A 23392-nucleotide genomic window follows, 5' to 3' on the forward strand; every position below is an offset into this window, starting at 1 on the left:
GCATGCGTTTTGCCCGCCAGCTATTTGCATTCTTAACCATCGCCGGTCTTACCGGCGTCGCGCACGCGCAGATGCCGCAGCCGGCCGGCGGCCAGACCGGCAGTTACGCGGAAGGCGATTTGCCGCTCGAGAGCGGGCAGTCGATCGACGACTTTTCGATCTCGTACGAAACCTACGGCACGCTCAACGCGGACAAATCGAACGCGATTCTGATGGTGACCGCGATCGGCGGCACGCACCACCGTCTCGACTATCTGATCGGACCGGGCAAGGCGCTCGACACGAACCGCTACTTCATCATCACGACCGATGCGATCGGCAACGGCCTCACCACCTCGCCGTCGAACAGCGTGAAGCAGCCCGGCATGGCGTTTCCGCGCTTTGCGATTCGCGACATGGTCGAGTCGCAGTACCGGCTCGTGACCGGTAAATTCGGCATTACGCATCTGTTCGCGGTGGTCGGCGCATCGATGGGCGGCATGCAAACGCTGCAGTGGGGCGTGAGTCACCCGGACATGATGGACGCGCTGGTGCCGATCGTGCCGCTTGGCCGTACGCCGCCATGGACCAAGACCGTGCTCGAGCTGACGCGCCAGGAAATCATGAGCGACCCGGCGTGGGACGACGGCCACTACCGCCAGGGAACGGAGCCGGAGAAGGGAATGCGGCTCTGGGCCGGCACGCTTGCGCTGATTACCCGCACACCGGAACTGATGAAAAACACCATGCCGGCCGATGGCGCCGCGCGCGGCGACAGCACGCAGAGCGATGGTGCGCCTAAGGACGCCGTGCGGAACGAACCCGCGCAGTGGCTGCGCAAGACCGAGGATAGCGCCTGGAAAAACTTCGACGCGCGCAACTGGATCTACCAGACATGGGCCTACGACGCGCACGATCTCGGCACGACGCCGGGCTTTAACGGCGACTACTATCAGGCGCTGCGCTCGATCCGCGCGCGCATGCTGGTGATGGCGGGCGTAGGCGATCTGTTGAATCCGGAGCCCGAGGCGCTCGAAGTCGCGCGCTATGTGCACGGCGCGCAATTCGAGTCGATCGAGCCGCGCTGGCCATCGGGACATTTTTCGGCGGCCGGGGTCACGCAACCCGAGGTCGATTTCCAGAACCGCGAAATCAGCGCTTTCCTGAGCAAAGTCGCCGCGCAAAAGCATCCGGGCTGAGTGGGCAAGAGCCCGGTATTCACTGTGGATTAGAGGAACGACTCTTCAGGATTCGCGAACGCTTGCCGTTAAAGAGAAACCGGCGGAGAAACCAGCGGAAAACGGCGGCAAGACCGCGGATAAATAGTGGCGAAGCGGTGGCGAAGCGCTGGAGACACAGCCGCCACTTAATCACGCATCGAAGTGCATTCGCCTGTCTCGCGTGTTCGAACAATTTTTCGCATAATCGCGGAAGACCGACCACGCGAGCCGGCTCCGCTTAAGATCCGTCGCGTGGGTGTCCGCCGACTGACTGCCAATGCCCGCACAGCGCCTGCACACGGCCGTCATCGAGCGTCCACACAATCACGGTATCTGACCGATTTCCCGCGCCGGAGGCCCAGTGATACGGCAAGTCCTAGCTAGCCTGCTTCTCGCGGTTTGCATCGGCGACGCAAGCGCCGCCGGTGGTCCCGACTGCACGCGTCCGTTTACGCTCGCGCTGCACGACCATGGGCTGCTGTATTCGCTCGACACCGATACCGGCATCGACAAGGATTTCGCCGATGAACTCGCGCGCCGCAGCGGCTGCGAGATCCGCGTGAGCCTGATGTCGCGCGCGCGCATCTGGAAGCTCATCGAATCGGGCGCGCTCGATTTCAGCCTGTCCGGCATCACGAACGAAGAGCGCAACCAGTACGCATCGTTCGCGTGGTACTTCAGCGACAAGTACTATCTGCTCGTGCGCAAGGACTCAGGCATTCGCGCCCTGTCCGACTTCGAGCACGACGACCGCTTCCAGCTCGGCGTGATCCGCAGCTTCCGCTATAGCGACTCGGCAAACCATCTCGTCGACACGCTGACGGCCGAAAACCGTGTTAGCCTGGCGGGTGGGCTCGAGCCGCTGTATCAGGCGCTGATCTTGAAGCGCATCCAGGGCATGATTATCGAACCGTTCGACTATCCGGTCATCGACGAGAAAAAAATACGCGACGTGACGACCATCATCGAATTCAACGATCCGGCCGTGCCGCACGGCCTCATCATGTCGAAGAAGGCGCTGCCCGCGGAGCAGCGCGACAAGTGGCGCGCGCTCGTCGACGCGATGCGCGCCGACGGCACCGTGCGGCGCATTTTCCGCAAATACTTCAAACCCGACCTGGCCGATTCCATGGTCGATTTCCAGACGCCGCCGCCGTGAACCGGGCGCGCCTCATCCTGATTCCGCTCGTCATCCTATGCTCCGCGTTGATGCTGACGTGGACGGTGTGGGACCACGAGCGCCATGCTTCGCAGCACGAACTGCGTTCGCAGTTCACCTACGCGCTCGGCGACGCGGTGAGCCGCATCGAACAGCGCATGGCATCGTACGAGCAGATGCTGCGCGGCGTGCAGGGTCTTTTCGTCGCGACCAACACGCTCAATCGCGACCGCTTTCGCGAGTACGTCAGCGCGGTCAATAACGATGCGAACCTCGCCGGCATGCAAGCGATCGGGCTGATCGAATGGGTCCCGCAAGCCGACCTGACCGGCCACCTGGCAATGATGCGCCGCGCCGCCGGCGTCGACTACGCGGTCGTGCCCGAAGGCCGGCGCGACAGCTATGCGCCGATCATCGAGCGCCTGCCGTTCACCGACAGCAAGCGCGCCGTGATCGGCTTCGATTCATGGGCAAGCCCGGTGCGCCGCGACGCGATGGAAAGGGCGCGCGATTCCGGGCTCGCGACGATCTCGGGCATGGTCACGCTCGCCTCGGATGTCGGCAAGCAGAACCAGCCTGGCTTCGTCATGTATCTGCCCGTCTATCGGCAGGGTCAGCCGCTCGATACGGTTGCCGAGCGCCGCGCGCATCTGCTTGGCTGGGTCTATGCGGCGTTCCGCATGCACGACGTGGTGGCGAGCCTGTACGGCGAGGAACCGCCCGGCCTGTCGCTGGCGATCTACGACGGCGTCGAACCGTCGGCCGCGAACCTGCTGTACCGCTCGTCGGATCAGCCGGGACACCATGTGCCGTCGGACCTCTCGGCGCACGAGTATCTGGTCGTCGACGGGCACGACTGGACGCTCTCGCTGTCCGCGCAGGACCGCTTTATGAAGCGCTTCGGCCGCAATGCCGAGTGGCTCATCGCGGGCACGGGGAGCGGCCTCTCGGTGCTGCTCGCGCTGCTCGCATGGATCATGGTGACGGGCCGCAGCCGCGCGATGCGGCTTGCCTCGACGATGACGCGCGAATTGCGCGAAAGCGAAGAGAAATTCCGCGCGATCGCGGACTGCACGGTGAATCTCGAAGTGTGGTGGGGCCCGGACGGCAAGCCGCGCTGGATCAACCCGTCGGTTCAGGAATACACGGGCTATAGCGTCGACGAATGCATGGCGATGCACGACTTCGCCGGCACGCTGATTCATCCGGAAGACATGCCGCGCGTCGCACCCGAGTTGCTCAAAGGGCGCCAGGGGCTGCGCGGCGGCGACCTCGAATTTCGTTGCATCCGCAAGGATGGTTCGCTGATCTGGCTGTCGGTATCGTGGGTGCCGATCTACGATGCGAAGGGCCTGCTCACCGGTTTTCGCATGAGCGGGCGCGACATCACCGAGCGCAAGCGCTTCGAAGAAGAGCTGCGCATCGCGGCGGTCGCATTCGAGTCGCTCGAAGGGATGATGGTGACCGACGCGGACGGCACGATCCTGCGCGTGAACTCGGCCTTTACCGAATGCACGGGCTATACGGCCGAGGAAGTGGTGGGCCGCACGCCGCGCATCCTGCAGTCGGGCCGGCACGACAAGGCGTTCTATCGCGAGATGTGGAAGACCATTCAGCGCGACGGCGGCTGGCAGGGCGAGATCTGGGATCGCCGCAAGAACGGCGACATCTACCCGAAATGGCTGACGATCACCGCGGTGACCGGCGAGAACGACGCGGTCACGCACTATGTCGGCACGCATCACGACATCACCGAGCGCAAGATCGCTGAAGAGCGCATCAAGGAACTCGCGTTCTTCGATGCGCTCACGCGTCTGCCGAACCGCCGGCTGCTGTGGGACCGTCTGAGGCAGGCCATCGCGGTCAGCGCGCAAACCGGCACGTGCGGCGCGTTGCTCTTTCTCGACCTCGACAACTTCAAGACGCTGAACGACACGCTCGGCCACGACAAGGGGGATCTGCTGCTGCAGCAGGTCGCGGAGCGCCTGTCGGGCTGCGCGCGCGAGGGCGACACGGTGGCGCGTGTGGGCGGCGACGAATTCGTGGTCGTGCTCGGCAGCCTGAGCGCCGCACGCGACGAGGCCGCGAGCCAGATCGAGGCGGTCGCCGAACGGATCCTCTCGGTGCTCGGCGATGCGTATCAGCTCGAAGGCGTCGACTACCGGACCAGCGCGAGCATCGGCGCGACCGTGTTCCAGGGGCACGAGGCGTCGATCGACGAGCTGCTGAAGCAGGCCGACCTCGCGATGTACAAATGCAAGGAGCGCGGCCGTAACGCGATGTGCTTCTTCGACCCGGCGATGCAGACGGTGGTGGTCGAACGCGCGGCGCTCGAGGCGGCGCTGCGCCGCGCAATCGACGAAGACCAGTTCCTCGTTCACTACCAGGCGCAGGTCAGCGATGGCGACCGCGTGACCGGCGCCGAAGCGCTGGTGCGCTGGCAGCATCCGGAGCGCGGCATTGTCGCGCCGGCGGACTTCATTCCGCTGGCCGAAGAGACGGGGCTGATTCTCGCGCTCGGCGACAAGGTGCTCGAAACCGCGTGCCTGCAGCTCGCGCAGTGGGCCACTCAACCCGGCATGGCGCATCTGACGATCGCCGTCAACGTCAGCGCACAACAGTTCCGCGAACCGCGTTTCGTGGAAAGAGTGCTCGCCGTGCTCGAGCGCACGGGCGCGAATCCGCACCGCCTGAAGCTCGAACTGACCGAGAGCGTGCTGGTCGACAACGTGCAGGACATCATCGAGAAGATGGCGGCGCTAAAGGCCGAAGGCGTGGTGTTCTCGCTCGACGACTTCGGCATCGGCTATTCGTCGCTGTCGTATCTGAAGCGTCTGCCGCTCGATCAGCTGAAGATCGACCGGTCGTTTGTGCGCGACATCCTCGTCGATTCGAACGACGCGGTGATCGCGCGCACGATCGTCGCGCTCGCGCAAAGCCTTGGACTCGGCGTGATCGCCGAAGGCGTCGAGACCGAAGCGCAACGCGATTTCCTGGCGGGCGCCGGGTGCCATGCGTATCAGGGGTATTACTTCTGCCAGCCGCTGCCGGTCGAAGGGTTCGAGGCGTTCGCGGGCAGTTTCGACGCGCAGCCGATGACATGATGGGGAAGGGCGGCGATCGCTCGCCGACCCTTCTTTCCCGCTTCAGCCGCGCATCGGCGCGTCAGCCCGCATGCTTCGTCATTGCGCCGCGTTCGTCAGCGACGGATCGATATACGTGCTCACATCCTGCGGCTGCTTGTACACCGCATTGCGTACGTTGAACTTGTCGGCATTCACGCTCGATCCGTAGATGGAATCGAGTCCGTCGCCCTTGGCAAAGGCCTTCTTCGCCGCCGCCGCATCGAGCAGGTGCGTGCCTTTCAGCAAGGGCACATACTGCGCGGGTGTGAGGCCCACGCGCGCGGACATGATCTTCACCGCATCGGCCTGCGTCTTCGGATCGTTCACATAGGCGACGCACCGGTACCAGACCTTGATCACTTTGGCCCAGTCAGCCTTGCGCGACGCGAGGCTCGCCGGGTTGACGGTGATCGCGTCATAGATGAGCCCCGGCGCGTCCGCCGACGTGAAGATCGGGCGCGAGCCCGGCACGCGTTTCAACGCTTCGCCGGCATTCGGCTGCCATGCGCCGACAGCCGCGATGTCCTGCGAGGACGCCAGCACTTGCGGCAACTCGTTGGTCTTCGCGTTGACGAGCGTCACGTCCGATTCTTTCATGCCGTGTTTCGCGAGCGCCGTATCGAGCAGCAGGTGATCGACGAGCCCGACTTCGACGCCGACCTTCTTGCCTTTCAACGCCTCGACCGTTTTCGCCGACGGCTTCGCGACGATCATGTCGTTGCCGCTCGAATAGTCGGTCAGCAGGATCATCACGTTCTTCGCACCGGCCGCGCCGGTCACCAGCGCGTCGCCGTTCGTCGCGCCCACGCCGTCGAGCTTGCCCGCCGAGAATGCATCGAGCGAGGCCGAGTAATCGAACCACTCGAAATCGACGTCGACGTTTTCCTGCTTGAACCAGCCCTTCTCGATCGCGACCTGGAACAGCACCCAGCCCGGCCAGTCGCTGTAACCGATTTTCAGCGGCGCGGCCGCCTGCGCCGACGCCGACGTCAGGCCGACTGCGAAGGCCGCCGCCGCGCCTGCAAGGCCGCGCCGCAGCGTACGGGACGCAAGAAGTTGAGCGCGTGCGTATTCGAATGCTTTCATTGTGTGCTCCAGGAGACCGGGTGAAGTGTTGTCGAAATGAATCGCGCAAGCGGCGCACACAGACTGCGGTGCGCGCGCCGGCGTCATGACCGGTTTCCTGGGTTGCATGGGACCGGCCACGGAGAGGCACGACGACGGCCGTTATCGACGTCATCGCGGATCTCCCGGGCTTTTGTCCCGCCGTGTAGTGCGGCCTGCGAAGCATCGACTGCGGGTTCGCTTCACAGACGCACCGGGCTGCTCTCGGACCAGACGTTCGTGTGAACCGGAACCCTAGCATCCCTAAGATGCGACGGTGCCGCACCTCTCGGGTGTTGCGCGAAGCCAGAAGCATGCCAGGCGATATCGGCCTGTGCGCGCGCGCGGCGACGTTGAAAGGCGGCTGGGAAGCGCCGCTTACGCGCGATCGAGCGCGGAGAAGCGATGATGGACAAATGCAAGGAACTGTTCGAGCCGGTCTTCGATTGTCGCGGCTAACCGCACATGCCTGATGCGACGGTCATGCGCCGCGCTCGTTTCGGTCAGCCAGCCCGCATCGATCAGTTGTTGCACATAACGGACCGCTGTCCGGCGGCTTACGCCGGGCATGAAATCGTAGAGCGCCGTTTTCGCGAACTGCGCCTGGGGGGCCGCCCACATCTGGCAGAACAGATCGCTGTAGTTCAGGTCGGCGAGGCCCAGCTCGCCGAATTGCGCGGACCATTCGAAGTCCATGTCGAGGATGGCGCGGGCGACGGCCTGCGCTTTGGTCCGGGCGATTTTTTTCTTCATCGATTCACCAGCACAAGGAGGCATGCACGGTTTGCGTGCGAGCAGGCCCGCAAAACGGGCGTGCCGCAGTTGCCCGCGCAGTTGCCCGCGCGATTACCTGCGCTGACGCGGGAAATGTTTTTTGACGCATCGTGTTTAACATGTAGTATTGCATGCAATTTTGCATCTAAATAGGACGGTGATGCGTCTCGCGCTATTCAAGACGTTCTGGGGATTTGCCGGCGGCCCGCGCGAGGCGGGGGCGTTGGTCAGAGCGGCGGAATTCGACGGCATCGAGGCACAGGTGCCGTCCGGCGAAGCGGAGCGTAACCACTTCGCCCGCGCGATAACCGACGAAGGGCTCGACTTTATCGCAGAGATTACGACTGCGGGCAGCTACGTACCCGAGCGCAGCGCGACACCGGACGACCATCTGCGCGATCTCGAGGCGAAACTCATCTGGGTAAAGCCTTTGCGGCCGCGCTTTTGCAACGTGATCGCCGGCTGCGATGCGTGGTCCGCGCCGGTTCAGATCGATTTCTTCGCACGCGCGGTCGAACTCGAAGCAAAGCATGGCGTGATCTGCAGCTTCGAAACCCACCGCGGCCGCTCGTTCTTCAATCCATGGATCACCCGCGATGTCGTGCGCGCGGTGCCGCAACTGAAGCTGACCTGCGACTTCAGCCACTGGACGGTCGTCTGCGAGCGGCTGCTCGATAGCGAGTGGGACACGCTGGCTGAACTCGCGCCGCATGCGCATCACGTGCACGGACGCGTCGGTTATCCGCAAGGTCCGCAGGTGCCGCATCCTGCCGCGCCGGAGTACGCAGGCTGCCTTGCGTCGCACCGGCGCATCTGGGAACTGCTGTGGAACGCACAACTGGCCAACGGCTACACGGTCACGACCATGACGCCCGAGTTCGGCCCCGACGGCTATCTGCATACCTTGCCGTTCACCGATGCGCCGGTAGCCGATCTCTGGGAAATCAACACATGGATGGGCCGTGAGGAAAGAAGCCATTTCGCGGGATTTCTCGCGCAACGCGACGCATGCCTGACGACGGGGTGCGTCCGATGATCCGCACGCATACGGGTTTCGGTGCCTTGCCGATTGTCGACGTTGGCGGTCTGTATAGCGAGGACGCGCGCGAGCGGCTGGCCACGGCCCGCTCGCTCGATCGCGCGGCCCGCGACGCCGGCTTCTTCTACGTCACGAACCATCGGGTCGACCGTACGCTGCAGAGCGCGCTGGTCGGCCATGCGCGGCGCTTCTTCGCGGCGCCGCAAGCGTGGAAGATGCGCTACTACATCGGCCACTCGACCGCACACCGCGGTTACGTGCCGGAAGGCGAGGAGGTCTTCGCCGGAGGGAAGCGCGACAGGAAAGAAGCGTTCGACACCGGTCGCGATCTGCCGCTCGACGATCCCGACGTCAAGGCGGGAACGCCGATGCTCGGGCCGAACGTGTGGCCGGATCAAGCGGGTTTTCGCGAAGCGGTCAGCGGCTACTACGACGCGGCTTTCGATCTGGGACGGCGCCTCTTTCGCGGCTTCGCGCTCGCGCTCGGCTTGCCGGAGACTCACTTCGACGCCTACCTGCATAAGCCGCCAAGCCAGTTGCGGCTTATCCATTACCCGTTCGATGCGTCGGCCGAGGATGTGCCCGGCATCGGCGCGCACACCGACTACGAATGCTTCACGATCCTGCTGCCGACCGCGCCCGGCCTTGAAGTCATGAATGGCGACGGTCGGTGGATCGACGCGCCGCCGATCGAAGGCGCGTTTATCGTCAACATCGGCGACATGCTCGAGGTATGGACGGGCGGTACCTATGTCGCGACATCGCACCGTGTGCGCAAGGTGACGCAGGAGCGGTACTCGTTTCCGCTGTTTTTCGCGTGCGACTACCGTACCGTGGTGGCGCCGTTGCCGCAGTTCGCGACACCCGAAGCGTGCGCGAAGTATCCGCCTCTGGCGGCAGGCGAACATCTCTTTGCGCAGACCGCGCAGAGCTTCATCTATTTGAAGCAGCGCCTCGAACGCGGCGAACTGGCATTGCCCGACGGGTCGATGCAATTGTCGAGCTTCGGGCAGGAAGCGCGTAACGCCGTGCAGTAACGACGCAGCAGGGGCGCCTATCGGAGCGTCACGCGTTTCTTTTGCATTTCGATGAAGCGTATTGAAAAGAGCGTGTAGAGCGCGCGGCGAACGGAAATCAGAAGAGGCATGGCGGGCGGCTGGCAATGAGCGTGGGTGTGTTCGTTACAGCAACGGTCATGCCATTTTCCCTAAGCGCGCTGAAACCCGTGTTGACCGGTAACGCGCGGATGACGCTCGCCCGAAGATAGCGCTCGCGCGCATTCGATTGGTGCGCAATGCGCCGCGGTAGGGCGAGGGTCGCGCCGTCGCGCACACGCGGGCCGCCTGCGCGCACTTCGCCCGGCTACCGCCGCGGTAGCGCGAAGGCGCATTTCTCAACACCCGACGAGCCGTTGGCACGGTACTCGCTTAAACGCATGGCGAGAGGTGCGAAGCAATTTGCATCATCTTCAGGATCGCTAGGGTTCCGGTCGTGCGGCAAGCGCTGCGCGATGCCTGGTCCGAGAGCAATCCGGTCTTGCCGCCCACCTTGTACGAAGGCGCCGGCGAGGCTCCACGGAGGGATAAAAGCCCGGGAGGTCGCGATGTCGTTTGTCGCCCCTCTCACGCCTATCCCTTTCGATTCCAAGGAGCCTCCATGCCGTCGCATCCTCCCGTCGATCTCGCACCGGTCCCCCATCCGCTGTGGGAAACCGTGATTCCCGCCGGCACGCACTGGTCCGGCGTCCTGCGCCGCGGCATCGCGCTGCGCATCGTCGATACCGAAGGCGGCGCGAATCTCGCGGCCGTGTTCTATCGCCAGGAAGACCCGCTCGAGCGCTACAACATGGCCGATACGCTGAAGGCGCAACACACGGCGCACCTGACGCGCGGCCACGTGCTGTATTCGGATATGGGCCGCGTGCTCGCGTCGATCACCGCCGATACGCTCGGCTGGCACGACCCGCTCGGCGGCGTCGGCGACGCACAGCTGTTCGCGCGGAAATACGGTATCGCGCGCTATCAGGAGCATCGCAACGCGATGATCCGCAACGGCCGCGACAGCCTGCTGCTCGAACTCGCGAAGCATGGGCTCGGCACGCGCGACCTCGTCTCGAACGTCAATTTCTTCAGCAAGCTGGCGACCGGCGACGACGGTGCGCTGAGCTTCGTCGCGAACCACTCGCGCGCCGGCGAGGCGGTCGATCTGCGCTTCGAGATGAACACGCTCGCCGCGTTTTCGAGCGCGCCGCATCCGCTCGATCCGGCGGCCGGATACCAGCCGAAAGCGGTGAAGCTGATCGCCTATCGCGCCTATCCGGGCGATGCCGTCGTGCCGTCCGATGACCCGTGCCGCGCGCAATGCGCGGAAAACGAACGGGGCTTTACCAACACCGAACGACTTTTCGTATAAGGAGCGCCGCCATGACCATCGTCGAAAGCACCCTCGATACACGCGACGCGCTCTACGATTTCACGCTGCCGGCCGGCGAGCCGTGGCTGCACGAAGTGAAGCGCGGACAGATCTTCCGGATTCTCGATCTCGAAGGCAATCAGGCCGTCGATACGCTGTTCTACAACAGCGCCGATCCGCTCGAACGCTATAGCGCGCAAGACACGATCCGCAAGCAGCTGAACCTCTATCTGGGCGCGGGCAGCGTGCTGATGTCGAACCTCGGCAATCCGATGCTGACCATCGTCGCCGACACCTGCGGCCGGCACGACACGCTCGGCGGCGCCTGCGCGGCCGAAAGCAACACCGTGCGTTATGCGCTCGACAAGCGTCATATGCATAACTGCCGCGACAGCTTCCTGCATGCGATCACGCATTGCACGTGCGGCGTCGGCACGCAACTGACGAAGCGCGACATCGTCGGCAACATCAACTTCTTCATGAACGTGCCGGTCACGCCGCTCGGCAAGCTGACCTTCGAAGACGGCATTTCGGCGCCGGGCAAATATGTCGAGATGCGCGCGGAGATGGACGTGACGGTGCTGATCTCGAACTGTCCGCAACTGAACAACCCGTGCAACGGCTATAACCCGACGCCCGTTCGGCTCTCGATCTGGGAGGCGCAATGAGCGAGCCGTTGCGCTTCTCGAAGGTGCTCGTCGCGAATCGCGGCGAGATCGCATGCCGCGTGATGCGCACGCTCAGGCGTTTGAATATCGCGTCGGTGGCTGTCTACTCGGAAGCCGACCGGCATGCGATGCATGTGATGCTGGCCGACGAAGCCGTGTGCATCGGCCCGGCCGCGGCGGCAGCCAGCTATCTGAACGTCGACGCGATCCTCGAGGCGGCGCGCGCAACGGGCGCGCAAGCGGTGCATCCCGGTTACGGGTTTCTCTCCGAAAACGCCGACTTCGCGCAGGCATGCGAGGACGCCGGCATTCGCTTTATCGGTCCGCGCGCCGCACAGATGCGCGCGTTCGGCCTCAAGCACACGGCGCGCGAGCTTGCGCAAGCGAACCATGTCGCGCTGCTGCCGGGCACGGGCTTGCTGCCCGATGCCGGCGCGGCGCTCACCGAAGCCGCTTCGATCGGCTACCCGGTGATGTTGAAGAGCACCGCGGGTGGCGGCGGCATCGGCATGTCGCTGTGCCGCAGCGCGCAGGAGCTCGAGGCGGCGTTCGCATCGGTGGTGCGGCTCGGCGCGGCGAACTTCGCGAACGCGGGCGTGTATGTGGAGAAGTTCGTCGAACATGCGCGCCATATCGAAGTGCAGATTTTCGGCGACGGTCTTGGCAATGTGATCGCATTGGGCGAGCGCGACTGTTCGGTGCAGCGGCGCAATCAGAAGGTGATCGAGGAAACGCCCGCGCCGGGACTCAGTGCCGACGAGCGCGCCACCTTGCATGCGAGCGCGGTGCGGCTCGCGCAAGCGGTGAGCTACGAATCGGCCGGTACGGTCGAATTCGTGTTCGATGCGAACGCGCGCCGCTTCTACTTTCTCGAAGTGAATACGCGGCTGCAGGTCGAGCATTGCGTGACCGAGGAAGTGACCGGCGTCGATCTCGTCGAGTGGATGGTCCGTCAGGCGGAGGGTGCGTTGCCTTCGCTCGCGTCGATTGCGCCTGCTGCAAGCGGCGCGAGCATTCAGGTGCGCCTCTACGCGGAAGATCCGCACAAGCAGTTCCAGCCGAGCGCGGGGACGCTGACGCATGTCGAGTTTGCGAAAGACGCGCGCGTCGACACATGGGTCGATGCGGGCACTGAAGTCAGCGCGTTCTACGACCCGCTGCTCGCCAAGCTGATCGTCAAGGGCGCGACGCGCGAGGCCGCGCTCGCCGCGCTTGGCGATGCGCTGGAACGCACGCAGCTCTACGGCATCGAGACGAATCTCGATTATCTGCGCGCCGTGGTCGGTTCCGATACGTTCGCGCGCGGCGCGCAGACCACGGCGTTCCTGTCGCGCTTCATGTTCGCGCCGCATACGATCGACGTGCTCGACGGCGGCGTGCAGACGACGGTCCAGCAATTGCCGGGGCGGCTCGGCTACTGGGATATCGGCGTGCCGCCGTCGGGGCCGATGGACGACCGGTCCTTTTCGCTCGCCAACGCATTGCTCGGCAATGCGCCCGACGCGGCGGGCCTCGAATTCACGATGGTCGGCGCGACGCTGCGTTTCAACACGGCGGCGCTGTTCGTGCTCGGCGGCGCGGCGCTTGCCGCGACGCTCGATGGCGCGCCTGTGCCGTTCTGGCGCGTGCAGCGCGCGGCGCCCGGCGCGGTCCTCAAGCTCGGCGGCGTGACCGGCGCCGGCGTGCGCGCGTGTCTGGCGATCAAAGGCGGCCTGCAGGTACCCGATTATCTCGGCAGCAAGGCGACCTTTACGCTAGGCCAGTTCGGCGGCCATGCGGGCCGCGCGCTGCGCAAGGGCGACGTGCTGCATCTGGCCAGTCATGCCGGCGAGGGCGCGCCGGGCGCCGTGCTCGATACCGCGCGGATGCCCACGCTGACCCACGCATGGACGCTGAGCGTGCTGAACGGCCCGCATGGCGCGCCCGATTTTTTCACGGCCGACGACATCGCGATGCTGTACGGCACGAACTGGACCGTGCACTACAACTCGAGCCGCACGGGTGTGCGACTGATCGGTCCCGCGCCGCAATGGGCACGCCGCGACGGCGGCGAAGCGGGCCTGCATCCGTCGAACATTCACGACAACGCGTACGCGATCGGCGCGGTCGATTTCACCGGCGATATGCCGGTGATTCTCGGACCGGACGGCCCGAGCCTCGGCGGCTTCGTGTGCCCGGTGACGGTGGTCGCCGACGAATTGTGGAAGCTCGGACAACTGCGGCCCGGCGATACGGTGCGCTTTGCGCCCGCGTCTGCGGCTGCGTCCGCGCCCGTGCAGCCGGCTGCGGTTCACGAAAACGCCAGCGTGCTCTACCGCGACCCGGCGGCGGGCGATGGCATCGGCGTCGTCTACCGCCAGTCGGGCGATCGCAACGTGCTGATCGAATACGGCCCGCTCGTGCTCGACCTCAATCTGCGCTTTCGCGTGCATGCGTTGATGCATTGGCTCGACGAACACCGCTTGCCCGGCATCGTCGACCTGACGCCCGGCATCCGCTCGCTGCAGGTGCATTTCGATCCGCGCGTGCTGCCGCGCGACCGGCTGCTCGAGCATTTGCGGCGTGCGGAAACGGAGTTGCCCGCCATCGACGGCATGCGCGTGCCCAACCGCATCGTCCATTTGCCGCTGTCGTGGGACGACCCCTCGACGCGTATCGCGATCGAACGCTACATGCAGTCGGTGCGGCCCGACGCGCCGTGGTGCCCGAGCAATATCGAGTTCATTCGCCGCATCAACGGGCTCCCGAGTATCGACGACGTGAAGCGCATCGTGTTCGACGCGCGCTATCTCGTGATGGGGCTCGGCGACGTCTATCTCGGCGCGCCGGTTGCGACGCCGCTCGATCCGCGTCATCGGCTCGTCACGACGAAGTACAATCCGGCGCGCACCTGGACGCCCGAGAACGCGGTCGGCATCGGCGGTGCGTATCTATGCGTGTACGGTATGGAAGGGCCGGGCGGCTATCAGTTCGTCGGCCGCACCGTGCAGATGTGGAACCGCTATCGGACCACGCGCGAGTTCGCCGCGGGCAAGCCGTGGCTGCTGCGCTTTTTCGACGAGATCCGTTTCTACGAAGTCAGCGAAGCGGAACTGACCGAACTGCGCGCCGATTTCGTGGCCGGGCGCGCGAGCCTGAAGATCGAGGATTCGACGTTCGATCTCGGCGCCTATAACCGCTTTCTGCGCGACGAGGCCGAATCGATCGCCGCGTTCAAGACATCGCAGCAGGCCGCGTTCGAAGCCGAGCGCGAGCGTTGGCGCGCGGCCGGCACGGCCGAATATGTCGGCGAACCCGGCGGCAACGGCGCAAGCGGAGCGGCGAGTGCCGCCGATGCACTCGCGCACGGCATGCGCGGCATCGTCGCCGATGTGTCGGGCAGCGTCTGGAAGCTGCTGGTGAAGAGGGGCGAACGCGTCACGGCGGGGCAGGTCGTGGCGATCGTCGAGTCGATGAAAATGGAAGTATCGGTCGAAGCCGCCGACGACGGCGTAATCGAAACGATCGATTGCGCGGAAGGCGCGGCGGTCGTCGCCGGACAGCGGTTGATGACGGTCAAGCCTGCCGTTGCGGCCGATGCTATCGAGGAGGTCGTGTGCAAGTAACCGCCCAACCCGCTGTACCGCAAGGGCCCATGACGGTCGCGTCGCTGCAGGCGCGCTATCGCGCAGGGACGCTGACGCCGGCGCAAGTGGTCGAGATGATCGCCGCGCGCACGGCCGGCGACGATCCGCATCGCGTCTGGATCCGGCCGCTTACGCGCGACGAGATGATGCGCTATGTCCATGCGTTGGCCGATCGGGATCCGGCTTCGCTGCCGCTTTACGGCATTCCGTTCGCGATCAAGGACAACATCGATCTGGCCGGCGTGCCGACCACCGCCGGTTGCCCGGCGTACGCGTACACGCCGCAAAAAAGTGCGGCGGTGGTCGAACGGCTGATTGCGGCAGGCGCGATTCCGGTCGGCAAGACCAATCTCGATCAGTTCGCCACGGGTTTGTCCGGGCAGCGCTCGCCGCACGGCGCGTGCCGCAACGCGCTCGATGCGCGCTATGCGTCGGGCGGCTCGAGTTCCGGCTCCGCGGTGGCGGTGTCGCTGGGACTCGCGGCGTTCTCGCTCGGCACCGATACCGCGGGATCGGGCCGCGTGCCGGCCGCGTTTCATGGGCTCATTGGTTTGAAGCCGACGAAAGGCGTGCTGAGCACGCTCGGTGTGGTGCCCGCCTGCCAGTCGCTCGATTGCGTGTCGATTTTCACGCAGACCGCGCATGATGCGCAGCAGGTGTTCGATGTCGCGCGCGGCATCGCGGACGGCGATCCATATGCGCGTGCGTGGGCGCCGCCGCCGGTCGCGCGACACGACCGTACGCCGACGCTGCGCGGTGTGCGTTTCGGTGTGCCGCGCGCGGCACAACTCGAATTCTTCGGCGACACGTCGTATGCGCATGCATTCGAAGCGGCGTTATCGCGCTTGCGCGATGCCGGTGCGCAGGTGATCGAGATCGACTTCGAGCCGTTTCTCGACGCCGCGCGTCTGCTGTACGAAGGACCGTTCGTCGCCGAGCGGCTGGCGGCAATCAGGCCGTTCTTCGAGCAGCATGCGGACGCGCTGCATCCGGTGATTCGCACGATCATCGGCGGTGCGGCGAAGTGGAGCGCCGCGGATCTGTTCGCCGCGCAGGACCGGCTCGCCGAACTGCGCATGCGAGCCGACCCGGTGTGGCAGCAGATCGACGCGATCTTTATGCCGACGTCCGCCACCACGGCAACCGTCGACGAACTCGAAGCCGACCCGATTCGCGTCAATTCGCGCTTCGGCTATTACACGAACTTCGTGAATCTGCTCGACCTGTCCGCGCTGGCGGTGCCGGCCGGCGTTTGCACGACGGGCGGGCATCGCGGGCTGCCGTTCGGCGTGACGTTCGTCGGCCGTGCGCATGAAGACGCCGAGTTGCTGCGGCTCGCGTATGCGTGGCTTGGCGAAGCCGTTGCAACGCCCATGCCGGCCTCTGCTCGGGCTTCGACTTCGGTGTCCACGGTGTCGACTCCCGACTCGATCCGCGTTGCCGTCGTCGGCGCGCATTTGCGCGGCGAGCCGCTCAATGCGCAACTGACCGAACGCGGCGCGCGCCTCATCGAAGCCACGGCCACCGCGCCCAGCTACCGGCTCTACGCGCTGCCCGCCGCGGCAAGCGGCGGCGTCGCGAAGCCGGGGCTGGTTCGCGTACGCGATGACGGCGCGCCGATCGCCGTCGAAGTGTGGGAAATGCCGCTTGCCGCGTACGGCGGATTCGTCGCGCTCGTGCCGGCGCCGCTTGGCATCGGCACGCTCACGCTCGCCGACGGCAGCGCGGTGCAGGGCTTTCTGTGCGAGACGAGCGCACTCGAAGGCGCAGACGACATCACGTCGTTCGGCGGCTGGCGCGCCTACCGCGCGAGCCTCGCCGCGCGATGAACACGTTCCGCGCCTCGCGCGCGGTGCTTCCTCGCTCGAACCGGATCTACCCGTCGAGCCCCGCAAGGAGAATCGGATGACAGCCGATGCACACGCCGCCGCACGCCGCGATGCGGGCGCAGATGCAAACACGGTTGCAGCCGCAGTCGCGACTTCAGCTGCAAACATCGGTGCCCGCCCGGTTGCCACAACCCGCACCCGCACCGACTGGTTCGCGGTGCGCCGCGAACTGTCGACGAAAAGCCGCTGGACACTCGGCATCGGCTCGTTCGTGCTGCCGATGCTGGTCTGGTGCATCGTCAGCTATGTGCCGTTTGTCTGGCATCCGCAGATGCTGATCGAGAATCCCGGCAGCGTCGACTATTTTCAGCCGGGCATGCGCGTCGACAAGCCGACGTTCAACGACGAACTGCAAACCGCGCGCGCGAAACATGCGGCGCTGCCGACCGGCATCGCGGTCAATCCCGTCTATCTGCCGGCGCCGCATGAAGTGCTGCGCGCGTTCTACACGGCCTTTACGACGCCGCCCGCATCGCGCGACGGCCCGTGGCTGCATGAAAGCCTGTGGCACAGCATCCAGGTGATCTTCTGGGGCTTCGTGATCTCGTCGGCAATCGGCGTGCCGCTTGGCATCGTGTGCGGCACGTATAGCGCGCTCGCGCGGCTGCAGGAACCGTTTATCGAGTTCTTCCGCTATCTGCCGGCGCCCGCGTTCGGCGCGCTGATGGTCGCGGTGCTCGGCATCTATGACGGGCCGAAAATCGCGATCATCGTGATCGGCACGTTCTTCCAGCAGGTGCTGATCGTCGCGAACACGACGCGCAAGCTCGATTACGCGCTCTTCGAAGCCGCGATGACGCTCGGCACGAAGAAGCTGAAGCTGCTCACACATGTGGTGATTCCGGGCATCCTGCCGGACCTCTATCGCGATCAGCGCATTCTGCTCGGCTGGGCGTGGACCTATCTGATCGTCGCGGAACTCGTCGGCACGAGTTCGGGCATCACGTGGTACATCACGCAGCAGGCGCGCTACGAACACTTCGACAACGTGTACGCGGCGATCATGATGATCGGCATCATCGGGCTCGGCACGGACCTCGTGCTCGCGTCGTTCGGCCGCAAGCTCTTTCCGTGGGACCGCACGCTCAAAGCGTAGACGCGCGAGCCGCGATCCGTCTCGCCGGGGCCCCGCTTCAAGGTCCGTTTCAATGCATGGCCACAGGAATCCATCATGTTGAATCCGCAACCGGTTCCGTCCTATCTGCTGCAGTCCGACGCTGTGCGCGCGCGTTTCGAGCGCATCAAGACGCGCGAAGTGATTCTCGACGTGCGCAGTCTCGGCAAGCGTTTCGCGACGCCGACCGGCGAGCATGTCGCGCTCGATAACATCAACTTCCAGACCCACCGGCGCGAGTTCGTCTGCGTGATCGGGCCGTCGGGCTGCGGCAAGTCGACCTTGATCCGCATTCTTGCGGGCCTCGAGCGTCAATCGAGCGGCGACGTGCTGATCGACGGCAAGCCCGTCGACGGGCCCGGGGCCGACCGCGGCATGGTGTTTCAGGGCTACACGCTGTTTCCGTGGCTCACGGTCAAAAAGAATGTGATGTTCGGCCTGAAAATGAACGGTCTTGGCCGCACGCAGGCCGAGCGCGAGGCGCTGCAATGGCTCGAGCTCGTGGGCCTCACGAAATTCGCCGACGTCTATCCGCATCAGTTGTCGGGCGGCATGAAGCAGCGCGTTGCGATCGCACGCGCGCTCGCGAACCGGCCGCGCATTCTGCTGATGGACGAGCCGTTCGGCGCGCTCGATGCGCAAACGCGCGCGAAGATGCAAACGCATCTGCTCGACATCTGGCGCAATATCGACGTCACCGTGCTTTTCATCACGCACGATCTCGACGAAGCGATCTTTCTCGCGGACCGGATTCTCGTGCTGAAGGCGAACCCCGGCGAAGTGCAGGAACTGATCGAAGTGCCGGTGCCGCGGCCGCGCGACTATGCGCAGTTCACATCCGCCGAATTCATCGCGACGAAGGCGCGGCTCGAAGCGCTGATTCATCCGCCCACAGCCGCGAGCGACGCGGAAGACGACGGCGTGAAGCCGCATATGATCCGGATGACCGACATATCGGACAACGTCGAATAACAGGCGCGCGCTTTTTTAGTCTTCGATCGGCACTTCGAAGCGCGTCCGGCAGCCCGGACATTCGACCGGCATGATTTCGCCCTGTGCCGTGTGCAATACGAGCGGCTGCTCTTCGCCGGCGAGGAAGCAGACCGGACACGGAAACGCTTCGTGCGACCTCAGCCGATGCCAGCGGTCGACGTAGCGCTCGATGTCGGGCGGCGGCGCACCGATCGCCTCGAGATGGTCGAGCAGCACGTGAAACAGGGCAGGGTTCTGCATGGATGTCCTCCGGTCCCTTTCTGCCGGCCGTGCGGCGGAGTTCCTTTCACCATGATAGGCAGGCGCGCGCCATGACGTGCCCAGTCCGTACGCGGCCGCCGCTGCTTTCGCAAAGCGCCGACGAAATGCTCGCCAGGCGACCGACGCCTGATAAATCCCCAGCCTGATAAATCCCCATTATCCCGCCTCAAAAATCCCTGTTGCGTTCCCGGTAGTCAGGCGTGCGCTTTAAGGTTCGGTTAAGAGTTCGCTTCTACATTGATACGCGCCGCCCAGGACGCGGGCTCGATGCCCGGCCTTGGCGACCGCTTTCGTGAACTACCGGGGGGTGGTGAACGAAGACCATCGTCGACTCCGTGTCGACTGCCGAAAGGTAAAGATGGCGGCGGTACCGGCTGCTATCCGGCTTGCAACGGGCCGGCGGCGACCTTCAGAACCCGGCTCCCCGCCGGGTTTTTTTCTTGGTGCCGGTCAGACGGCCCGTCCTTTTTGAGGCCCCGGCTCCCCGTCGGCGAACACAAAAGACTGTATATATATACAATACGCTGACTCGCGATCACCTATTCACGGACAGCAAATTGGCCTCTCATGGAACGATCCGCATCCGCGGAGCACGCCAGCACAACCTCAAAAACGTCGATCTCGACCTGCGCACCGGCGAAATGACGGTAGTGACCGGGCCGTCCGGATCGGGCAAGTCGAGCCTCGTATTCGACACGCTGTACGCCGAAGGCCAGCGCCGCTACGTCGAAACCTTTAGCGCCTACGCGCGCCAGTTCCTCGACCGGATGGACCGGCCGCAGGTCGACCGCGTCGACGGTGTGCCGCCGGCCATCGCGATCGATCAGACGAACCCCGTGCGCAGCTCGCGTTCGACGGTCGGCACGATGACCGAACTGAACGATCACCTGAAGCTGCTGTACGCGCGCGCGGCCGAGCTGTTCGACCGCAAGACCGCGCAGCGGGTGCGGCACGACACGCCGGAAACGATCTACGCGGAACTCGCCGCGCGCACCGAGGGCGACGATCCGCGTATCGTCGTCACGTTTCCGGTCGAACTGCCGGAAAGCGCGAGCGAGACGGAAGTCGAGCAATGGCTGTCCGCGAGCGGCTATACGCGCGTGCAGGCGCAGCGCGAGGTCGAGTCGCCGACCGGACCGCGCAAGGTGCTCGATGTCGTCGCGGACCGGTTTCGCTTGCACCAGGCAGACAAGGCGCGCGTCGTCGAGGCGATCGAGGCGTCGTTGAAGCGTGGCGGCGGCCGCGTGAACGTCTATGTGCTGAGCGCAGCGAAGGACGCGCAGGACGATGCCGCGCAAGCGCCGGCGCCGCCAATCTGGCGCTTCTCCACCGGCCTGCACAACCCCGATAGCGACCTGCGCTACGCGGACCCGCAGCCCGCGCTGTTCTCGTTCAACTCCGCGTATGGCGCGTGCAACACCTGCCGCGGCTTTGGCCGCGTGATCGGCGTCGATCTGGGCCTCGTGATTCCCGACGAACGCAAGACGCTGCGCGGCGGCGCGATCAAGCCGATGCAGACGCCCGCATGGAAAGAGTGCCAGGACGATCTGATGCGCTACGCGGCGAAGGCGAATATCCGCCGCGACACGCGCTGGTCCGAACTGACCGACGCCGAGCGCGACTGGGTCATCAACGGCTCGCCGGACTGGGACGGCGAGTGGCAGCGCCAGTGGTACGGCGTCAAACGCTTCTTCGGGTATCTCGAATCGAAGGCGTACAAGATGCACATTCGCGTGCTGCTGTCGAAGTACCGCAGCTACACGCCGTGCGAGACCTGCGGCGGCGCCCGTCTCAAGCTCGAATCGCTGCTGTGGCGCCTCGGCACGAAGCCGAATGCGGACGCGGTGCTCGAGCCAGCGCGGCGCTTCATGCCGCGCGGCGCCGACTGGACGCGCGCGCAGCTCGAGGCGCTGCCGGGGCTCACGGTGCACGACCTGATGCTGCTGCCGATCGAACGCATTCGCCGTTTCTTCGACGAAATCACGCTGCCGAGCGCGCTGCTCGACGACGCCTTGAAGCTGCTGCTCGCCGAAGTGCGCACGCGCCTCAAATATCTGTGCGACGTGGGGCTCGGCTATCTGACGCTCGACCGGCAAAGCCGCACGCTGTCGGGCGGCGAAGTGCAGCGCATCAACCTCACCACCGCGCTCGGCACATCGCTGACCAAAACCCTGTTCGTGCTCGACGAGCCGAGCATCGGGCTGCATCCGCGCGACCTGAACCGCATCGTCGAAGCGATGCAGCGTTTGCGCGACGCGGGCAATACGCTTGTCGTCGTCGAGCACGATCCGTCGGTGATGCTCGCGGCGGACCGCCTGATCGATATGGGCCCGGGGCCCGGCGAGCGCGGCGGCTCGATCATTTTCGATGGCCCGCCGCAGGCCATCCGCTCGGCCGGCACGCTGACCGGCGAGTATCTCGGCGGCCGCAAGCATGTGGCCGACGCCGCGCACTGGTCGCGCCGGCCCGTCGATGCGAGCACGCCGCGCATCGTGCTGGAAGGCGCGCGTGAACACAACTTGCGCGACGTCGACGTCGCAATACCGCTGCAGCGGCTTGTCTGCGTGACGGGTGTGTCGGGCTCCGGCAAGTCGACGCTCGTGCAGGACGTGCTGTATCCGGCGCTGGCGCGTACGCTCGGCAAGGCGACCGAAACGCCGGGTGCGCATCGCTCGTTATCGGGCGCGGAACAGATCAACGACGCGGTATTCGTCGATCAATCGCCGATCGGCAAGACCACGCGGTCGAATCCGGCCAGCTACGTCGGCGCGTTCGACGAAATCCGCAAGCTGTTCGCGAAGGCGCCGCTCGCCTCGCAGCGCGGCTATGGCGCGGGCGTGTTCAGCTTCAACTCGGGCGACGGCCGTTGCCCGACCTGCGGCGGCTCGGGCTTCGAGCATATCGAAATGCAGTTCCTGAGCGACGTTTATCTGCGTTGCCCCGATTGCGACGGACGGCGTTACCGGCCCGAGATTCTCGAAGTGAAGATCGAGCGCGGGGCGCGCGCGTTGAGCGTGGCCGATGTGCTCGAACTGACGGTCAACGAAGCGATTGCGTTTTTCGCCGCAGATGCCGAAGTGCTGCGCGTGTTGCAGCCGATCGTCGACGTCGGTCTCGAATATGTGAAACTCGGCCAGCCCGTGCCGACGCTGTCGGGCGGCGAAGCGCAGCGCCTGAAGCTGGCGGGCTTTCTCGCCGAAACCGCGCAGGCGGGCGGCGTGCGCAACCGGAAGGAAGCCGGTGCGAAGCGTCTTTTCATGTTCGACGAACCGACCACGGGCCTGCATTTCGACGATATCGCGAAGCTGATGCAGGCGTTCGGCAAGCTGCTCGCGGGCGGTCATTCGCTGATCGTGATCGAGCACAACCTCGACGTGATTCGCGCGGCCGACTGGCTCATCGATCTCGGTCCCGAGGGCGGCGACGGCGGCGGCCTCGTGCTGTGCGCGGGCACGCCGGAAGACGTGAAGCAATGCGCGGGCTCGCATACGGGCGCCGCGCTCGTGCAGTACGACGAGGCGATGGGGCGCGCCGTCGAGCCGGCCGAAGCGGCAACCGAAGGCGTGCCGCTACAGGCGACGCTCGCCGCCGCACGGGCGCGGCGGGCGGTCGAAGGCGAGGACGTGGTGCGCATCGTCAACGCGCGCGAGCACAACCTGAAGGCGCTCGACGTCGATATTCCGCACGGGCGTTTCAACGTGATCACCGGCGTGTCGGGCTCCGGCAAGTCGACGCTCGCATTCGATATTCTGTTTCACGAAGGTCAGCGCCGTTATCTCGAATCGCTGAATGCTTACGCGCGTTCGATCGTGCAACCGGCGGGGCGTCCCGAAGTGGACGCGGTGTACGGCATTCCGCCGACTGTCGCGATCGAGCAGCGGCTGTCGCGCGGCGGCCGCAAGAGTACCGTCGCGACCACGTCCGAAGTCTGGCACTTCCTGCGCCTGCTTTATGTGAAGCTCGGCTTGCAGCATTGCATTCACGACGGCACGCCGGTCACCTCGCAAAGCATCGAGTCGATTGCCGCGC

At 65.2% G+C, this 23392-nt stretch carries 15 protein-coding genes and 2 riboswitches; of the genes, 12 read left to right on the forward strand and 3 right to left on the reverse strand.

Annotation, left to right across the window (positions count from 1 at the left end; genetic code table 11):
• The first annotated feature begins 2 nt into the window (after positions 1-2).
• From ACYPXD_RS13190 to ACYPXD_RS13200, 3 genes are all read left to right on the forward strand, one after another.
• On the forward strand, positions 3-1178 hold the full coding sequence (locus tag ACYPXD_RS13190) for an alpha/beta fold hydrolase (protein WP_459711809.1): 1176 nt from the start codon (positions 3-5) through the stop codon (positions 1176-1178).
• Positions 1179-1560: 382 nt separating this feature from the next.
• Positions 1561-2358 carry a substrate-binding periplasmic protein gene (locus ACYPXD_RS13195; protein ID WP_459711813.1) on the forward strand — a complete coding sequence of 266 codons (798 nt, stop codon included), beginning with the start codon at positions 1561-1563 and terminating at the stop codon, positions 2356-2358.
• Positions 2355-5462 carry a bifunctional diguanylate cyclase/phosphodiesterase gene (locus ACYPXD_RS13200; RefSeq protein WP_459711815.1) on the forward strand — a complete coding sequence of 1036 codons (3108 nt, stop codon included), beginning with the start codon at positions 2355-2357 and terminating at the stop codon, positions 5460-5462. The genes ACYPXD_RS13195 and ACYPXD_RS13200 overlap by 4 nt, the downstream gene beginning before the upstream one ends.
• A 78-nt stretch (positions 5463-5540) precedes the next feature.
• Here ACYPXD_RS13200 and ACYPXD_RS13205 read toward each other — a convergent pair whose 3' ends face one another.
• Together ACYPXD_RS13205 and ACYPXD_RS13210 are read right to left on the reverse strand one after the other, a co-directional pair.
• On the reverse strand, positions 5541-6569 hold the full coding sequence (locus ACYPXD_RS13205; RefSeq protein ID WP_459711817.1) for an ABC transporter substrate-binding protein: 1029 nt from the start codon (positions 6567-6569) through the stop codon (positions 5541-5543).
• A 159-nt stretch (positions 6570-6728) separates the two neighbouring features.
• A riboswitch (guanidine-I (ykkC/yxkD leader) is annotated at positions 6729-6857 on the reverse strand.
• Positions 6858-6965: 108 nt separating this feature from the next.
• The gene (locus tag ACYPXD_RS13210) at positions 6966-7340 is read right to left on the reverse strand and encodes a MarR family transcriptional regulator (protein ID WP_459711820.1); all 375 of its coding nucleotides are present in this window, start codon (positions 7338-7340) and stop codon (positions 6966-6968) included.
• Between the two features lie 181 nt (positions 7341-7521).
• On the opposite strand from ACYPXD_RS13210, the gene ACYPXD_RS13215 reads away from it, so the two are divergent.
• The 8 genes from ACYPXD_RS13215 to ACYPXD_RS13250 all read left to right on the forward strand — a co-directional run bounded on the left by ACYPXD_RS13215 (position 7522) and on the right by ACYPXD_RS13250 (position 19081).
• Positions 7522-8397: a sugar phosphate isomerase/epimerase family protein gene (locus tag ACYPXD_RS13215; protein WP_459711823.1), complete on the forward strand. Its 876-nt coding sequence runs from the start codon at positions 7522-7524 to the stop codon at positions 8395-8397.
• Positions 8370-9437: an isopenicillin N synthase family dioxygenase gene (locus ACYPXD_RS13220; protein ID WP_459711826.1), complete on the forward strand. Its 1068-nt coding sequence runs from the start codon at positions 8370-8372 to the stop codon at positions 9435-9437. Before ACYPXD_RS13215 ends, ACYPXD_RS13220 begins: the two co-directional genes overlap by 28 nt.
• A 429-nt stretch (positions 9438-9866) precedes the next feature.
• A riboswitch (guanidine-I (ykkC/yxkD leader) is annotated at positions 9867-9999 on the forward strand.
• A 57-nt stretch (positions 10000-10056) separates the two neighbouring features.
• A complete protein-coding gene (locus tag ACYPXD_RS13225) occupies positions 10057-10812 on the forward strand; it encodes an urea amidolyase associated protein UAAP1 (RefSeq protein ID WP_459711828.1) in 756 nt (251 codons plus the stop codon).
• 11 nt (positions 10813-10823) lie between these two features.
• Positions 10824-11480, forward strand: a complete 657-nt coding sequence (locus ACYPXD_RS13230; protein WP_459711830.1) for an urea amidolyase associated protein UAAP2 — start codon at positions 10824-10826, stop codon at positions 11478-11480.
• An 8-nt stretch (positions 11481-11488) separates the two neighbouring features.
• On the forward strand, positions 11489-15085 hold the full coding sequence (uca, locus tag ACYPXD_RS13235; protein ID WP_459713276.1) for an urea carboxylase: 3597 nt from the start codon (positions 11489-11491) through the stop codon (positions 15083-15085).
• 29 nt (positions 15086-15114) lie between these two features.
• Positions 15115-16935, forward strand: coding sequence for an allophanate hydrolase (gene atzF / locus ACYPXD_RS13240; RefSeq protein WP_459713279.1), 1821 nt, complete (start codon positions 15115-15117; stop codon positions 16933-16935).
• 76 nt (positions 16936-17011) lie between these two features.
• Positions 17012-18091 carry an ABC transporter permease gene (locus ACYPXD_RS13245; protein WP_459711832.1) on the forward strand — a complete coding sequence of 360 codons (1080 nt, stop codon included), beginning with the start codon at positions 17012-17014 and terminating at the stop codon, positions 18089-18091.
• Between the two features lie 75 nt (positions 18092-18166).
• The gene (locus tag ACYPXD_RS13250; RefSeq protein WP_459711835.1) at positions 18167-19081 is read left to right on the forward strand and encodes an ABC transporter ATP-binding protein; all 915 of its coding nucleotides are present in this window, start codon (positions 18167-18169) and stop codon (positions 19079-19081) included.
• Positions 19082-19096: 15 nt separating this feature from the next.
• Here ACYPXD_RS13250 and ACYPXD_RS13255 read toward each other — a convergent pair whose 3' ends face one another.
• The gene (locus ACYPXD_RS13255) at positions 19097-19342 is read right to left on the reverse strand and encodes a hypothetical protein (protein WP_459711837.1); all 246 of its coding nucleotides are present in this window, start codon (positions 19340-19342) and stop codon (positions 19097-19099) included.
• A gap of 578 nt (positions 19343-19920) precedes the next feature.
• On the opposite strand from ACYPXD_RS13255, the gene uvrA reads away from it, so the two are divergent.
• On the forward strand, positions 19921-23392 hold a 3472-nt coding region (uvrA, locus tag ACYPXD_RS13260), incomplete at its 3' end, for an excinuclease ABC subunit UvrA (protein ID WP_459711839.1).

This window comes from Paraburkholderia sp. 2C, from assembly GCF_054589215.1.

Bases quoted from the DNA above. Each gene is read 5' to 3' on its own strand.
- ACYPXD_RS13190 (WP_459711809.1), top strand. From the start codon at position 3: ATGCGTTTTGCCCGCCAGCTATTTGCATTCTTAACCATCGCCGGTCTT.
- ACYPXD_RS13205 (WP_459711817.1), bottom strand. From the start codon at position 6,569: ATGAAAGCATTCGAATACGCACGCGCTCAACTTCTTGCGTCCCGTACG.
- ACYPXD_RS13210 (WP_459711820.1), bottom strand. From the start codon at position 7,340: ATGAAGAAAAAAATCGCCCGGACCAAAGCGCAGGCCGTCGCCCGCGCC.
- ACYPXD_RS13215 (WP_459711823.1), top strand. From the start codon at position 7,522: ATGCGTCTCGCGCTATTCAAGACGTTCTGGGGATTTGCCGGCGGCCCG.
- ACYPXD_RS13220 (WP_459711826.1), top strand. From the start codon at position 8,370: ATGCCTGACGACGGGGTGCGTCCGATGATCCGCACGCATACGGGTTTC.
- ACYPXD_RS13225 (WP_459711828.1), top strand. From the start codon at position 10,057: ATGCCGTCGCATCCTCCCGTCGATCTCGCACCGGTCCCCCATCCGCTG.
- ACYPXD_RS13230 (WP_459711830.1), top strand. From the start codon at position 10,824: ATGACCATCGTCGAAAGCACCCTCGATACACGCGACGCGCTCTACGAT.
- atzF (WP_459713279.1), top strand. From the start codon at position 15,115: ATGACGGTCGCGTCGCTGCAGGCGCGCTATCGCGCAGGGACGCTGACG.
- ACYPXD_RS13245 (WP_459711832.1), top strand. From the start codon at position 17,012: ATGACAGCCGATGCACACGCCGCCGCACGCCGCGATGCGGGCGCAGAT.
- ACYPXD_RS13250 (WP_459711835.1), top strand. From the start codon at position 18,167: ATGTTGAATCCGCAACCGGTTCCGTCCTATCTGCTGCAGTCCGACGCT.
- ACYPXD_RS13255 (WP_459711837.1), bottom strand. From the start codon at position 19,342: ATGCAGAACCCTGCCCTGTTTCACGTGCTGCTCGACCATCTCGAGGCG.